Below are 13,897 nucleotides of genomic sequence, written 5' to 3' on the forward strand. Positions count from 1 at the left end.
ACGGCACGCCGGGTCGTGGTGCGCGAAAACCCCCGCGCGAGAGGTGCGGCGCGCGGGCTATCCTCCCGGCATGGCACGTGACGACCGCGGTGTGACCCCTCAGAGTGAGGACTTCTCGGCCTGGTACAACGAGCTGGTGGCCAAGGCCCGGCTCGTGGACCGGGGCCCGGTGAAGGGCACCATGGTCATCCGACCGTACGGCTACCGGATGTGGGAGCTGCTCCAGCAGGAGCTCGACCGGCGCATCAAGGACACCGGGCACGAGAACGCCTACTTCCCGCTGCTGATCCCGGAGAGCTACCTGCGGCGGGAGGCCGAGCACGTCGAGGGCTTCGCCCCCGAGCTCGCCGTCGTCACCCACGCGGGCGGCAAGGAACTGGAGGAGCCGCTGATCGTCCGGCCGACCTCCGAGACGATCATCGGCGAGATGATGGCGAAGTGGATCTCGTCGCATCGCGACCTGCCGCTGCTGCTGAACCAGTGGGCGAACGTCGTGCGCTGGGAGTTGCGGCCCCGCTTGTTCCTGCGCACGACGGAGTTCCTCTGGCAGGAGGGCCACACCGCGCACGCCGGCGAGGCGGACGCGATGGCCGAGACGATGCTCGCGCTCGACCTGTACACCGAAGTGGCGCGGGACATCGCCGCCCTCCCGGTGGTGCCGGGGGAGAAGACGGCGAGGGAGCGCTTCGCCGGGGCGGTGCGCACCTTCACCATCGAGGGCATGATGCGGGACGGCAAGGCGCTCCAGGCGGGCACGTCCCACTACATGGGCACCAACTTCGCCCGCGCCTTCGAGATCGAGTACACCTCGGACGCCGGGCGGCTGGAGCTCTGCCACACCACGTCCTGGGGCATGTCCACCCGCATGGTCGGCGGCGTGATCATGACTCACGGCGACGACAAGGGGCTGGTGCTGCCGCCGAGGCTCGCGCCGTACCAGGTGGTGATCGTGCCCATCGGCCGCGGCGAGCAGGCGGAGCGGACCCTGGCGGCGGCCCGGGACCTCGCGGCGCGGCTGGCCGCGGCCGGGGTGCGCGCCCATGTGGACGACCGCGACCATCTCTCCCCCGGCTACCGGTTCAACGACTGGGAGCTGCGCGGCGCGCCGGTCCGCCTTGAGCTCGGGCCGCGTGACCTGGAGGCGGGCACCGCGCTCATGGTGCGGCGCCTCGGCGACGAGGGCAAGGTGCCCGTCTCGCTGGAGTCCGCGCCGCGGGAGCTGCCCGGCGTCCTCGACGACTTCCAGGCGTTCCTGCTGCGCCGCGCCACCGAGTTCCGCGACGCCCACACGGTGGTGACCGACACCTGGGACACGTTCGTCGAGGCGGTGGGGTCGGGCTGGGCCCTCGCCCCGCACTGCGGCGACGCCGTGTGCGAGGAGGAGATCAAGGCGAGCACCGGCGCCACGCCGCGTTGCGTCCCGCTGGACGGGCCGCCGGCGACGGGCACGTGCGTGCGCTGCGGGGCGCCGTCGGCGTACGGCAAACGAGTGATCTTCGGACGGGCCTACTGACGCGGCTCAGAAGAGGGTGAGCGGCTCGGCCGGCATGGGATCGGGCAGCGGCTCCACCTCGGGCAGCAGGGCGCGCACCTCGTCGTGGAACCGGCGGGTGAGGGGGAGCGCGCCCGCGTTGTCCGGGGTGTGCACGAACACGGTGGGCGAGCGGCCCTCGCGCAACCACGCGGCGACCGTCTCCACCCAGTAACGCCAGCCCTCGACGGTCGGCGCGGTGGCGTCCCTGCCGATGTAGCGGACGACCGGCCGGTCGGTGAGCGCGAACGCCCGCCGCGGCAGGCGCGGCTTCTTCGTCCACGCCTCGCGCTCGGCGGCGCTCGTGGGCGGAGTGCGGAACAGCGCGGTGGTGTCGAACGGCACCCACTCGGCGCCCGCGCCGGTGAGGACCTCGGTGAGCATGCCTTCGGCCCGCCGGTCCTCGAAGAACGCGCGGTGCCGGACCTCGACGGCGTACCGGTGCGAGCGCGGCAAACCCCGGAGGAACGCGGCGAGCGTGCCGAGGTCGCCCGGGGTGAACGACCCCGGGAGCTGGATCCACAGCGTGTGGGCGCGCGGCCCGAGCGGTTCGACCGCGGCCAGGAACGCGCGCAGGTCCTCCTCGGCGCCGGTCATGCGCCTCTCGTGCGTGATGGTCTTCGGCAGCTTCACCAGCAGGCGGAAGTCCGGCGCGGTCTGCCGCACCCACGACTCCACCGTGGCGGGCGGCGGCGTCGCGTAGAACGTGGTGTTGCCCTCCACCGCGTTGCACCAGGTCGCGTACGCCCGCAGCCGCTCTCCCGGGGGCAGCGGATGCGGCAGGTACCTCCCCTGCCACGGCGTGTGCGCCCACATCGCGCATCCCACATGAAGCCGCATGACCCCGACGTTATCCGAGGTGATCGCCGGACCGATACCCGAGATCGACCACCCCGTGACCCCCGGTGACCAGGATGGGCGCACAGAACCACCCGCCCTCGCGACGTGGAGCCCCCCGTTGAACCAGCAGCAGATCCCCTACGACCGCCCCGAGCAGCTCCAGCAGATCCAGAGCGGCCTGATGCAGGGCGAGCAGATCATCGCCGTCTACGACGCCATCGGCGCGGGCACCGGCTTCCTCGGCCTCACCGACCGCCGCGTGATCATCCAGGACAAGTCGTTCATCGGCAAGAAGGTCGCCATCACCAGCATCCCCTACTCGAAGATCACCAGCGTCAGCGTGGTCAGCAACAAGTCCATCGCCGGCTCCTTCTTCTCCTCGGGAGCCATCGCCGTCAACGTGGGCACCCACGTCTACGAGGTCGAGTTCCGCGGCGACCAGAAGGCCCACCACGTCCACAACGTGATCCTCCACTTCATCGCCCGGCCCTGACACTTGCCCCGGACCGGCATCCGATTAGGGTGTCGTCATGAGCCTTCGTGATCTTCCGGTCCGCACGCTGGCCGACACGCCCACCACCCTGGGAGAGCTGGCCGGCGACGCCGCGATCCTGGTGGTCAACGTGGCGTCGCGATGCGGCCTCACGCCCCAGTACGCCGGCCTCGTCCGCCTCCAGGAGCGCTACCGCGACCGCGGCTTCACCGTCGTCGGCGTGCCCTGCAACCAGTTCGCCGGGCAGGAGCCCGGCTCGGCCGAGCAGATCCAGGACTTCTGCGTGACGACGTACGGCGTGGACTTCCCCCTGCTGGAGAAGACCGACGTCAACGGCGACGCCCGCCACCCGCTCTACACGGCGCTGACCGGGACCCCGGACGCCGAGGGCGCCGCGGGCGACATCCAGTGGAACTTCGAGAAGTTCCTCCTCGACCGCGAGGGCAACGTCGTCGCCCGCTTCCGGCCCCGCACCGAACCCGAGGACCCCGCCGTCGTCGAGGCCATCGAGAAGACGCTCGGCTAGGTTCACCACCGGCGGCGAGGAGCTAGATTCCTCGCCGTGACCGATACCTCCCACCTGACCGTGACCGCCGGGGCCTACGACGCGATCGCCGTCCTTTACGCCGAGTACGTCCAGGGCTATCTGGACCGCTTCCCCCTGGACCGGGCGATGCTCGCCGCGTTCGCCGCGTCTGTCCCCCCGGGGCCGGTCGCCGACCTCGGATGCGGCCCCGGCCACATCACCGCGCTCCTGCACGGGCTGGGCCGGGACGCCTTCGGCGTCGACCTGTCCCCGGTGACGATCGACCTGGCCCGTGACGCTCACCCGGGGCTCCGCTTCGAGGTCGGCTCGATGCACGAGTTGCCCCTGCCGGAGGGCACGCTGGCCGGTGCCGTCTCCTGGTACTCGGTCATCCACACCCCGCCCGCCGAACTGCCGCGGTACTTCGAGGAGTTCCAGCGGGTCCTCGCGCCGGGCGGGTTCCTCCTGCTCGCCTTCTTCGAGTCCGAGGGCGGCCCGGTGACCGCGTTCGACCACAGGGTGACCCTCGCGTACCGGTGGCCCATCGACGAGGTCGCCGCGCTGGCGTGCAGGACGGGCTTCGTCGAGGTGGGCCGGATGCTGCGGGAACCCGGCGAGGACGAACGGTTCCGCCGGGGGCACCTGCTGATGCGCAAGCAGTAGGGCCGGATCACGACCGCAGACCGATTCCCGCATTGGGGTTGCTGCCCGCTATGTCCGGTCCCTAGCCTGTTGGGCCGTGCGATACGCCTTGATCACCCTTGCTGTTTCGACCGCTGTGGCCGTGCTTCCCCTCGGCTCCGCCGAGGCCGCGGCCTACCCCGTGAACAACAAGACCCTGACCGACAACCCGTTGTACGAGTCCGGGCGCCTCCCCTCCACCTCCTGCCCAGAAAAGCCCATCAAGAGATTGAGCCCGAGTTCCGCGAAGACCTATCTCACCGGTGTGCTGACATGCCTCAACCGCACCTGGGAGTCCCATCTGCGCAAGGCAGGTGTGAAATTCTCCAAACCGAAGGCCACCTTCTCCACCAAGCCGCCGGCGAGATTCTGCGGCACGAAGTGGGACAAGGACTGGGTGGAGTACTACTGCGACGATTCGAAGTCGCTGCACATCGTGCTTGACAAGAGCCTCCTCAAGGAGCCCGAGGACCTCTATTTGTTCAACCTGATCTCGATGGACTACGGCCAGCACGTCCAGAACCTCACCGGCATCTGGCGCGCGTACGAGCGCACCCCGTACCGCAACAAGGCCGAGGAGGCCGAGCAGAACCGCCGTTACAACCTCCAGAGCGACTGCCTCGCCGCCACTTTCATCAAGAGCGTGTGGCCCTCACTCGACCGCGACAAGGAAGACTGGGCCGACCTCCTTTACTACCTGCGCGACTGGGCCGGCAAGTACAACGGCTCCCGCAAGAACATCACCTACTGGGCCGACCGCGGCTTCAAGTCCGCCGACCCCGCCTCCTGCAACACCTGGGCCGCCCCGTCCTCCAAGGTGGCCTGACGTCGTGTGAGCCCGGCGGGCCGGACCCCGGCCCGCCGGTCAGTCGTCCGGGGTTCCGGCGGCGAAGCGGCCGTAGCGCCCGTTGTAGAACACCAGAGGGCCGCTGATCGACGAGATCTCCAGCAGGTGCACCCGCGCCACCACGATGTCATGGTCCCCCGCGGGGTGCTCGGCGGCGATCGAGCACTCCAGCCAGGCGATCGCGCCGTCGAGCACCGGCGGTCCCGACGGCGCCGCCGACCATGACAGGTCACGGAACTTGTCGTGCCCGCTGACCGCCAGCCTGGCGGCCACGGCGCGCTGATCCTCGCCCAGGATGCTGACGCACAGCCGGGGGGCGAGACGCAGGAGTGGCCATGTCCGGCTGGTGCGCGCCACGCAGAAGGAGACCAGCGGCGGGACCAGTGACACCGACGCGAACGAGTTGACGGCGAGGCCGGCGGGCTGCCCGTCGACCAGCCCGGTGACCGCGACCACGCCCGTCGCGAAGCGGCCCAGCACCTCCCGGAACGTGGCCGAGTCAGGTTCGGTGAGCGAATTGCGTGAGCTGCTCGATCTCACCGGGCCAGCCTTCAGCGCAATTCTAAAGCCACACCAAAGACCCTGCCGCGCCTCCCGCGGTACTTCACGGCGCGCGGCCGCGCACTTCTCTCACCGCCGTCACACCGCGAGAGGCCCCGGCACAACGCGGACCGATTCTGTTTAGCGGCTCTTAGTACTGCTTTAGCAACGCTCGTTAACGTTCCGCCGCAGAAAACGAAACCCCAGGTCAACACGCGGAAACGGCCGGCTGAGCACAGCTCGCCGTAAAAAGAAGTGCCAGGCGCGGATGTGGCTATGGAGGAGCGCATGGGCGACAGCCCGATACGAATCCTGTCGGTGGGAACGGCTTTACCGGGGCCGCCCGTCGACACGGCCAGGCTGGCCGAATGTTTCGGAATGGACCAGCTCTGGCGGCAGTGGGTGGACACCTTCATCGGTACCCGCACCCGGTACCTTTCCGTCGATCTCGCATCGGGCGAGGTCCGCCACGACCTGGCGGACCTCGGCGAGTCGGCGGCCACCCAGGCCCTCGCCCGTTCCGGGATCTCCGCCGAGGAGATCGACGTGATGGTGCTCGGCACCGCCACGCCGGACACCCTCATGCCGGCCACCGTGAACGTGATCGCCGACCGGCTGCGCATCGACGGCGTGCCGACCTTCCAGCTCCAGTCGGGCTGCTCGGGGGCCGTCCAGGCGTTCGACGTGGCGAGCGCGCTGCTCGCCACAGGACGCCACCGCACGGCATTGGTGATCGGCGGCGACGTGATCGCCAAGCACTACAACGTCAAGGCCGACCTGTCCGCGTTGCCGCCGAGCGAACTGGTCAACTACCTGCTCTTCGGCGACGGCGCCGGCGCCGCCGTGCTCACCGCGGGCGACCGGCCGGGCGCGCCGGTGGTCCGCTCGGTGCTCACCCGCCTGTCCGGCCTGGACCGCCGCCCCGGGCAGACCCTGCGGTGGTACGGCCTGGCCGACCGGGACTCGGCCGAGGCCCCGGCGAGCGAGGACTACAAGGCCATAGAGGAGCTGGTGCCCGTCCTCGCCGAGGAGGTCGCCGAGGAACTGCTGGACGACCTCGGCTGGGACCGCGGCGAGGTGGACTACCTGCTGCCCCCGCAACTGTCCGTCACCATGACGGAGAAGATCGCCAAGCGGCTGGACTTCCCCCGGGCCACGGAGATCTCCTGCGTGGGCGACACCGGCAACAACGGCAACGCCCTGCTGTTCTTCCAGCTCGACCGGCTGCTGCGGGAGATGACGATGCCGTCACGGGCGATCGCGGTGGCCATCGAGTCGAGCAAGTGGATCAGGTCCGGCCTCGCCCTGGAGCGTGTCTGATGGCGGACGTGCTCTCGCGGGAGGAGTTCGTCCTCCTGCTGCAGGACGAGATCGGGTTCGACATCACCGCCGACGACCTGCGGCTGACGTTCGACGAACTGCCCGAGTGGGATTCCGTGCATCTGCTCACCATGCTCGTCCTGCTGGAGAGGCGGGTGCACAGGCCGCTGTCGCTGCCCGACTTCCTGGACGCGGCGAGCCTTGAGTCGATCTACGAAATGGTGACCCGTTGACCGAGCAGCCCTTCCCCACCCAGCGCCGGCACACCCTCTTCTTCCTCGACCAGATCCGCGACTTCTCCCCGGTCTTCCTCGACACCGAGGTGGACGCCTCGGCCATCGTGGTCGCGCGTGAGCGGGCGCGGCGGGCCGGTGAACGCCGGTCGGTCGTGGCCTACGTGGTGCACGCGGCCGCCGGCGTGCTCCGCAAGCACCCGGAGGCCAACGCGGCGATCCAGGGCCGGCTGAACCCGGTCGTCGCCACCTACGACACCGTCGCGGCCAAGGTCACCCTGGACAAGACGCTGGACGGCCGCCGTGCCGTGCTGGCGACCGTGATCCCGGGCCTGGAGAGCGCGACCCTGGCCGACGTGCAGGCGCACCTGGACCGGGCGATCGAGGCCGACCCCGACACCGGCGAGGAGTTCGCCGGCATCAGGGCCCTGCGGCGGCTGCCCTGGCAGGAGGCACTCGACCGTTTCCGCGCGGCGGCACGGCTGCTCGACCGCCGCCCCGAGGTCACCGGCACGTTCAGCGTCACCTCCCTCGGCCACCGGGCGGTCGACGGCTTCCACTCGGTCGGCGGCACCACGATCACGCTGGGGGTGGGACGGATCACCGAACGCCCGATCGCCAGGGACGGCGAGGTGCTGATCGCCCCCGTCATGCGGCTCTCCCTGACGTTCGACCACCGCGTCATCGACGGGGCCGAGGCCGCCGACGTGCTCACCGAGATCAAGGACGCGCTGGAGGGGTACGGCGGATGAACGACCTGTCCGAGCTCAAGCGGTTCGTGGTGGCGCACGCCATCTCCCAGAACCTGCCCGCCGGCCACTATTCGAGCCTGCTCGACCGGATCACCGCGGACGCCGGGGACGAACCCGGCTCCTGGGCGTACGAATGGATCCGCGCCGGGGAGGAACTGGAGGCCGCGGGCGAGATCCTCGCCGCCTGCCAGTACTACGTCATGGGCCGGTTCCCGTTCGCCGACGGCCCGGGCCGCAAGCGGGCGCTCGGCCGCCACCTGGCGGCGTTCGACCGCTGGCGGCGGACGCAGCCCGGGATCGAACCGGTCACGGTGGAGGCCGACGGGGTGCCGGTCCGGGTGTGGGCGGCGGGCCTGTCGGCCGAGAAGCCCCGGCCGCTGCTGGTGATGACCGGCGGCATCGTGAGCCCGAAGGAACAGTGGGCCGCCGTGCTGCCCCAGATCGCGGCGTCCGGCATGGCGGGCGTCGTCGCCGACCTGCCCGGGGTCGGCGAGAGCCCGCTGCGGTACCACAGGGAGAGCTGGCGGCTGTTCCCCGCGATCCTCGACGCGCTCGCCGGGCGGGCCGCGGTGGACGAGACCTACCTGCTCGCGCTGAGCTTCAGCGGTCACATGGCGATCGAGGCCGCGCTGCGCGACCCGCGCGTGCGCGGCGTCGTGGCCAACGGCCCGCCCGTGCACGACTTCTTCACCGACGCCGCCTGGCGGGCCCGGGTCCCCGGGATCACCACGAGCACTCTGGCGCACCTGACGGGCGTGCGGCCCGAGTCGCTGTTCGGCCACCTGCGGGACTGGGCCATCGACGACGGACGGCTGCGTGCGCTGAACGTCCCGCTCGCCGCGGTCACGGCGCTGCGCGACGAGATCATCCCGCCGGGGGACGCCGAGCGGCTCAGGCGTTGCGTGAGCGACCTGAGGCTGCTGGAGCACGACGACGTGCACGGGGCGCCGTCCCACCTGGCCGAGACCCGGGTGTGGAGCCTGCTCGCGGTGCAACGGATGCGGCCGGACGCCGACCCGGCGGCACTCGAAGCGCTGAACGGCGCTCTGGAGGCGGCCAGGGCGGGAGCCGTCCGATGACCATCACAGGGACGACGCCGGTCAGGAGCGACTGGCTCCGGCAGTTCGTTCCGGCCGCCGCCGGCGCCCCCTGCCTGGTGGTGTTCCCGCACGCGGGCGGGTCGGCCGGTTTCTTCACCCCGCTGGCCCACGCGCTCGCCCCCGCGGTGCGCGTGCTCGCCGTGCAGTACCCCGGCCGCCTGGACCGGCGCCCGGAACCCGCCGTCGAAGACGTGCGCGCACTGGCCCGCGCCGCCATGGAGGCGATCGCCGAGGAGCCCGTCACGGCCCGCCTCGCCTTCTTCGGGCACAGCATGGGCGCGCTGGTGGCCTTCGAGGCCGCACTGCTCGGCGAGCGCGGGTCCGGCACGGCCCCGGACCTGCTTCTCGCCTCCGGGGCCCGTGCTCCGCACCTCACCCGGGTGAATCCGGCGATCCTCGGTGACGACCGCGCCCTGATCGAGGAGGTGCTGTTCCTCGGCGGCACGTCCCGCCAGGCGCTGGAGGACGAGGACCTTCTCGACCTGGTGCTTCCGCCGCTGCGCAGCGACTACCGCGCGCTGCGGGCGTACCTCCCCGAGCCGGGCGCGCGGGTCCGCTGCCCGATCACCGCGCTGCTCGGCGACCACGACCCCCGGGTCGGCCTCGCCGAGGCGGACCGCTGGCGGGACCACACCCACGGCCGGTTCCGGCTCCTGACGTTCCCCGGCGACCACTTCTACCTGACCCCGAGGCGGCACGAGGTGGCGGACGCCGTACGGCTGGCGCTCGCCGAGCCCGCCTGAGCCCGCCACCTCCGCGGCTCCACGCACCACTCCCGGTTGCGCCAAGCGTCACGAGTGAGAGTGAGGCAGTAGTTGAGCGTCAATGATCAGCAGGTCTCCCGTCCGATCGCCGTGATCGGGGTCGCGTGCAGGCTGCCCGGGGCCCCGGACCCGAGTGCGCTGTGGCGGCTGCTGGACGACGGGCGCGACGCCATCCGCGAGGTCCCCGAGGGGCGTGGCTCCTCCGCGGCCCTCGCCGGGATCGCCGAGGAGAACCCCGGCGTCCGGTACGGCGGCTACCTCGACGACATCGCCGGGTTCGACCCCGAGTTCTTCGGTATCGCGCCGCGGGAGGCCGCGGCGACGGACCCCCAGCAGCGGCTGGTGCTCGAGCTGAGCTGGGAGGTGCTGGAGGACGCAGGACTGGTGCCGGCCACGCTGCGCGACACGGCGACCGGCGTCTTCGTGGGCTCCATCGCCGACGAGTACGCCGCGCTTTCGCGGTCGTCGGGTGCGAGCCGGCACACGCTCACCGGCACCACGCGGGGCATCATCGCCAACCGCGTGTCCTACACCCTCGGCCTGCGGGGGCCGAGCGTCGCGGTCGACACCGCGCAGTCCTCGTCGTTGGTGGCCGTCCATCTCGCCGCCGAGAGCCTGCGGCGCGGCGAGTCACGCCTGGCGCTCGCCGGAGGCGTGAACCTCATAGTGGACCCGGCGGGCACGGCCGCCGTGGCGCGGTTCGGCGGGTTGTCCCCCGACGGGCGCTGCCACACCTTCGACCGCCGGGCCAACGGGTACGTCCGGGGCGAGGGCGCGGCGCTGGTCCTGCTCAAGCCGCTCGACGCGGCCCTGGAGGACGGCGACCACGTCTACGCCGTGCTCCTCGGCAGCGCGGTCAACAACGACGGCGCCACCGACGGGCTCACCGTTCCGAGTGCCACGGCGCAGGCGGAGGTGATCCGGCGGGCGTGGGCCGCCGCCGGGGTGTCGCCGTCCGAGGTGCAGTACGTGGAACTCCACGGCACCGGCACCCCCGTCGGCGACCCGGTGGAGGCACGTGCCCTCGGCCTGGTACGCGACGGCGGCCCGGTCCTGCACGTCGGGTCGGTCAAGACGAACATCGGCCACCTGGAGGGCGCGGCCGGTGTGGCGGGCCTGCTGAAGGCCGTGCTGGGCATCGACCGGCGACGCCTGCCCGCGAGCCTCAACTACTCCGAGCCGAACCCCGAGATCGACCTCGCCGCCTGGCGCCTGACCGTCCGCCGCGAGAGCGGCCCCTGGCCCCGCCCCGACGAGCGCCTGGTCGCGGGCGTCAGCTCCTTCGGCATGGGCGGCACCAACTGCCACGTCGTACTGACCGAACCCCCCACCCACCCGGCACCACCCCCCACAAAGGAAACGACTCCCCTGGTGCTCGGCGCGGCACCGCCGTCCACCCAGGAAGCGGGCCCGCTGGTGCCCAGCGCGCACCCGGCACCGTCCCCCGTCCAGGAAACGGCTCCCCTGGTGCTCGGCGCGGACCCGGGACCGCCGTCCCCCCAGGAAGCGGGCCCGCTGGTGCTCAGTGCGAGGACCGGGGCCGCGCTGCGGGAGTTGGCGGCGCGGTTGCGCGATCTGGTCGCCGAGCGCGGAACGCGTGGCTTGGCGCGTGCCCTCGCCACCACCCGGACTGCCTTCGAGGAGCGGGCGGCCGTGACCGGGGACGCCCTGAGCGGGCTCCGCGCGCTGGCCGAGGGCCGGGCCGCCGCAGGGGTGGTGCGGGGCCGGGCACGGAACGGCCCGGTCGCGGTGATGTTCCCCGGCCAGGGCAGCCAGCGGCTCGGCATGGGCCGCCGGGCGTATCGCGACTTCCCGGTCTGGCGGTCGGCGTTCGACGAGGTCGCCGCCGCGTTGAACGAGCGGCTGCCGCACCCGATCGAGGACGTCGTGTGGGCCGAGCCCGGCGGTGCCCGGGCCGCGTCGCTCGACCGGACGGCGTTCACCCAGCCCGCGATCTTCGCCGTCGAGGTGGCGGCCTTCCGGCTGCTCACCTCGCTGGGCGTCGAGCCGTCCTTCGTCGCCGGCCACTCGATCGGCGAGGTGGCCGCCGCGCACGTCGCGGGCATCCTCGACCTGCCGTCGGCGGCCGAACTGATCGTCGCGCGGGGCCGGCTGATGGACGCGCTGCCCGAAGGCGGTGGCATGCTCGCCGTCGGCGCCGCCGAGGCCGAGACCGCCGAACTGCTCGGCCAGGTGGAGGGGACCGTGGTGATCGCCGCGGTCAACGGCCCGCGGTCGGTCGTCGTGGCCGGCGAGACGGACGCCCTGGACGCGGTGGCCGCGCTCTGCGCGTCGCTCGGCCACCGCACACGGCGGCTCTCGGTGAGCCACGCGTTCCACTCCCCGCTGATGGACCCGATGCTCGGCCGGTTCCGGGACGTCCTCGCCGATCTTCCGTACCGGGAGGCCCGGATCCCCTTCGTGTCCACGGTGACCGGCGAGCCCGTCGAGACCACCGACGCGGACTACTGGGTGCGGCACGCCCGCCGCCCGGTCCGGTTCGCCGACGCCGTGGCCCGGCTGCGCGCCCTCGGCGCGGGGATCTTCGTGGAAGCGGGCCCCGGTTCCGCTCTGAGCGCCATGGGCCGCGAGTCCGAGGGACGCGCCGCGGAGTTCATCCCCCTGCTGGGCGGGAACGACGAGATCGAACTCGCCACCGGCCGGCTGTTCACCAGCGGCGTCCACCTGGACTGGGACACGATTCTCCCCGCCGCAGGCCCGAGGGCGAGCCTGCCGACCTACCCGTTCCAACGCGAACGCTACTGGCTCGACCTCGCCACACCTCCGGCCGGCCAGACGATCCCGATCACCGCGGCTGTCCCCGACGTCTCGGCGACCCCGGCCGCCCCGGCGACCCCGAAGGCGCTGAGGGCTTCCGCCGAGGTGGGGGCCGGGGCCGAGCGGCGGGTGCTCGAAGAGGTCGCGGCCGTGCTGGGCTTCGCGGACCCGGGCCGGGTCGATCCGGAGGCGACCTTCCGGGAGCTGGGCATCGACTCGCTCGGGCTGGTCGAGTTGCGCGACCGTCTCGGCACGCTGTTCGGCGGTGAGCTCTCCACCGCGACGCTCTTCAGCCACCCCACCGCGGCCGCCCTGGCCCGGCACCTGACCGGTGCGGAGGCGGGGGCGACGGCCACCGTCGCGGGGGAGCGTGACGACGATCCGGTGGTGATCGTGGGGATGGGCTGCCGCTTCCCCGGCGGGGTGACCTCGCCGCAGGAGCTGTGGGACCTGGTGGCGTCCGGCACGGACGCGATCGGGGAGTTCCCCCGTGACCGCGGCTGGGACCTGGACGCGCTCTACGACCCCGATCCCGACCGCCCCGGCACCTCCTCCACGAGGCACGGAGGCTTCCTCCACGACGCCGCCGGGTTCGACGCGGAGTTCTTCGGCATCAGCCCACGCGAAGCGCTGGCCATCGACCCGCAGCAGCGGTTGTTGTTGCAGGTGGCGTGGGAGGCGCTGGAGCGTGCGGGCATCGACCCGACGTCGCTGAAGGGGAGCGACACCGGCGTGTACGTGGGGGTGTCGGCCTCGGAGTACACACCGCGCCTGCAGGAAGACGGCGGGGCCGGCGGCTACCTGCTCACCGGGGGCAGCGTCAGTGTGGCGTCGGGGCGGATCGCGTACGTGCTCGGTCTGCAAGGCCCCGCGCTGACGGTGGACACCGCCTGCTCCTCCTCACTGGTCGCACTCGACCTGGCCGTACGCGCCGTCCGCTCCGGACAATGCACACTGGCACTGGCCGGCGGCGCCGCCATCATGGCCACCCCCGGCATGTTCATCGAATTCTCCCGCCAACGCGGACTATCCCCCGACGGACGCTGCCACGCCTTCTCCGCCAACGCCAACGGCACCGGCTGGGCCGAAGGCACCGCCATCATCGCCATCGAACGCCTCTCCCAAGCCCACCACCACAACCACCCCATCCTCGCCATCATCGCCGGCACCGCCGTCAACCAAGACGGCGCAAGCAACGGACTCACCGCACCCAACGGCCGCGCCCAACACCACGTCATCACCCAAGCCCTCACCGACGCCAACCTCACCCCCAACGACATCCACGCCATCGAAGCCCACGGCACCGGCACCCGCCTCGGCGACCCCATCGAAGCCCACGCCCTCATCACCGCCTACACCCAAAACCGCACCACACCCCTCTACCTCGGCACCCTCAAATCCAACATCGGCCACACCCAAGCCGCAGCCGGCATCGCCGCCGTCATCAAAACCGTCCTCGCACTCAACCACCCCACCCTCCCCCCCACCCTCC

Annotated in this window: 13 protein-coding genes; 11 read left to right on the forward strand and 2 right to left on the reverse strand. The window is 71.9% G+C overall.

Going from position 1 to position 13,897, the window contains the following annotated elements; genetic code table 11:
- The first annotated feature begins 70 nt into the window (after positions 1 to 70).
- On the forward strand, positions 71 to 1,513 hold the full coding sequence (gene proS / locus ABGB17_RS15695) for a proline--tRNA ligase (protein WP_347629950.1): 1,443 nt from the start codon (positions 71 to 73) through the stop codon (positions 1,511 to 1,513).
- A gap of 6 nt (positions 1,514 to 1,519) precedes the next feature.
- Here the strand turns inward: proS and ABGB17_RS15700 are convergent, their stop codons facing one another.
- Positions 1,520 to 2,371: a DUF72 domain-containing protein gene (locus ABGB17_RS15700; protein ID WP_347629952.1), complete on the reverse strand. Its 852-nt coding sequence runs from the start codon at positions 2,369 to 2,371 to the stop codon at positions 1,520 to 1,522.
- On the opposite strand from ABGB17_RS15700, the gene ABGB17_RS15705 reads away from it, so the two are divergent.
- The 4 genes from ABGB17_RS15705 (at position 2,370) to ABGB17_RS15720 (ending at position 4,897) form a co-directional block, all read left to right on the forward strand.
- On the forward strand, positions 2,370 to 2,864 hold the full coding sequence (locus ABGB17_RS15705) for a PH domain-containing protein (RefSeq protein WP_347629954.1): 495 nt from the start codon (positions 2,370 to 2,372) through the stop codon (positions 2,862 to 2,864). The genes ABGB17_RS15700 and ABGB17_RS15705 overlap by 2 nt on opposite strands.
- Before the next feature lie 37 nt (positions 2,865 to 2,901).
- Entirely contained in the window at positions 2,902 to 3,390 is a 489-nt protein-coding gene (locus tag ABGB17_RS15710) for a glutathione peroxidase (protein WP_347629956.1), read from the forward strand.
- A 36-nt stretch (positions 3,391 to 3,426) separates the two neighbouring features.
- Positions 3,427 to 4,053, forward strand: a complete 627-nt coding sequence (locus ABGB17_RS15715) for a class I SAM-dependent methyltransferase (RefSeq protein ID WP_347629958.1) — start codon at positions 3,427 to 3,429, stop codon at positions 4,051 to 4,053.
- Positions 4,054 to 4,129: 76 nt separating this feature from the next.
- A complete protein-coding gene (locus ABGB17_RS15720; RefSeq protein WP_347629961.1) occupies positions 4,130 to 4,897 on the forward strand; it encodes a neutral zinc metallopeptidase in 768 nt (255 codons plus the stop codon).
- A gap of 39 nt (positions 4,898 to 4,936) precedes the next feature.
- On the opposite strand, the gene ABGB17_RS15725 is transcribed toward ABGB17_RS15720, so the two are convergent.
- Positions 4,937 to 5,458, reverse strand: coding sequence for a flavin reductase family protein (locus ABGB17_RS15725; protein WP_347629963.1), 522 nt, complete (start codon positions 5,456 to 5,458; stop codon positions 4,937 to 4,939).
- A 288-nt stretch (positions 5,459 to 5,746) separates the two neighbouring features.
- On the opposite strand from ABGB17_RS15725, the gene ABGB17_RS15730 reads away from it, so the two are divergent.
- From ABGB17_RS15730 to ABGB17_RS15755, 6 genes are all read left to right on the forward strand, one after another.
- Entirely contained in the window at positions 5,747 to 6,778 is a 1,032-nt protein-coding gene (locus ABGB17_RS15730) for a 3-oxoacyl-ACP synthase III family protein (protein WP_347629965.1), read from the forward strand.
- A complete protein-coding gene (locus ABGB17_RS15735; protein ID WP_347629967.1) occupies positions 6,778 to 7,011 on the forward strand; it encodes a hypothetical protein in 234 nt (77 codons plus the stop codon). Before ABGB17_RS15730 ends, ABGB17_RS15735 begins: the two co-directional genes overlap by 1 nt.
- Complete coding sequence (locus tag ABGB17_RS15740; protein ID WP_347629969.1) at positions 7,008 to 7,763, forward strand: 2-oxo acid dehydrogenase subunit E2; 756 nt, start codon at positions 7,008 to 7,010, stop codon at positions 7,761 to 7,763. The genes ABGB17_RS15735 and ABGB17_RS15740 overlap by 4 nt, the downstream gene beginning before the upstream one ends.
- Positions 7,760 to 8,842, forward strand: a complete 1,083-nt coding sequence (locus tag ABGB17_RS15745; RefSeq protein WP_347629971.1) for an alpha/beta hydrolase — start codon at positions 7,760 to 7,762, stop codon at positions 8,840 to 8,842. The genes ABGB17_RS15740 and ABGB17_RS15745 overlap by 4 nt, the downstream gene beginning before the upstream one ends.
- A complete protein-coding gene (locus ABGB17_RS15750; protein WP_347629973.1) occupies positions 8,839 to 9,606 on the forward strand; it encodes an alpha/beta fold hydrolase in 768 nt (255 codons plus the stop codon). The genes ABGB17_RS15745 and ABGB17_RS15750 overlap by 4 nt, the downstream gene beginning before the upstream one ends.
- Before the next feature lie 72 nt (positions 9,607 to 9,678).
- Positions 9,679 to 13,897: beta-ketoacyl synthase N-terminal-like domain-containing protein (locus tag ABGB17_RS15755; protein WP_347629975.1), on the forward strand; the 4,219-nt coding region annotated here is incomplete at its 3' end.

It is taken from the genome of Sphaerisporangium sp. B11E5 (assembly GCF_039871875.1).
Lineage (GTDB): Bacteria > Actinomycetota > Actinomycetes > Streptosporangiales > Streptosporangiaceae > Sphaerisporangium.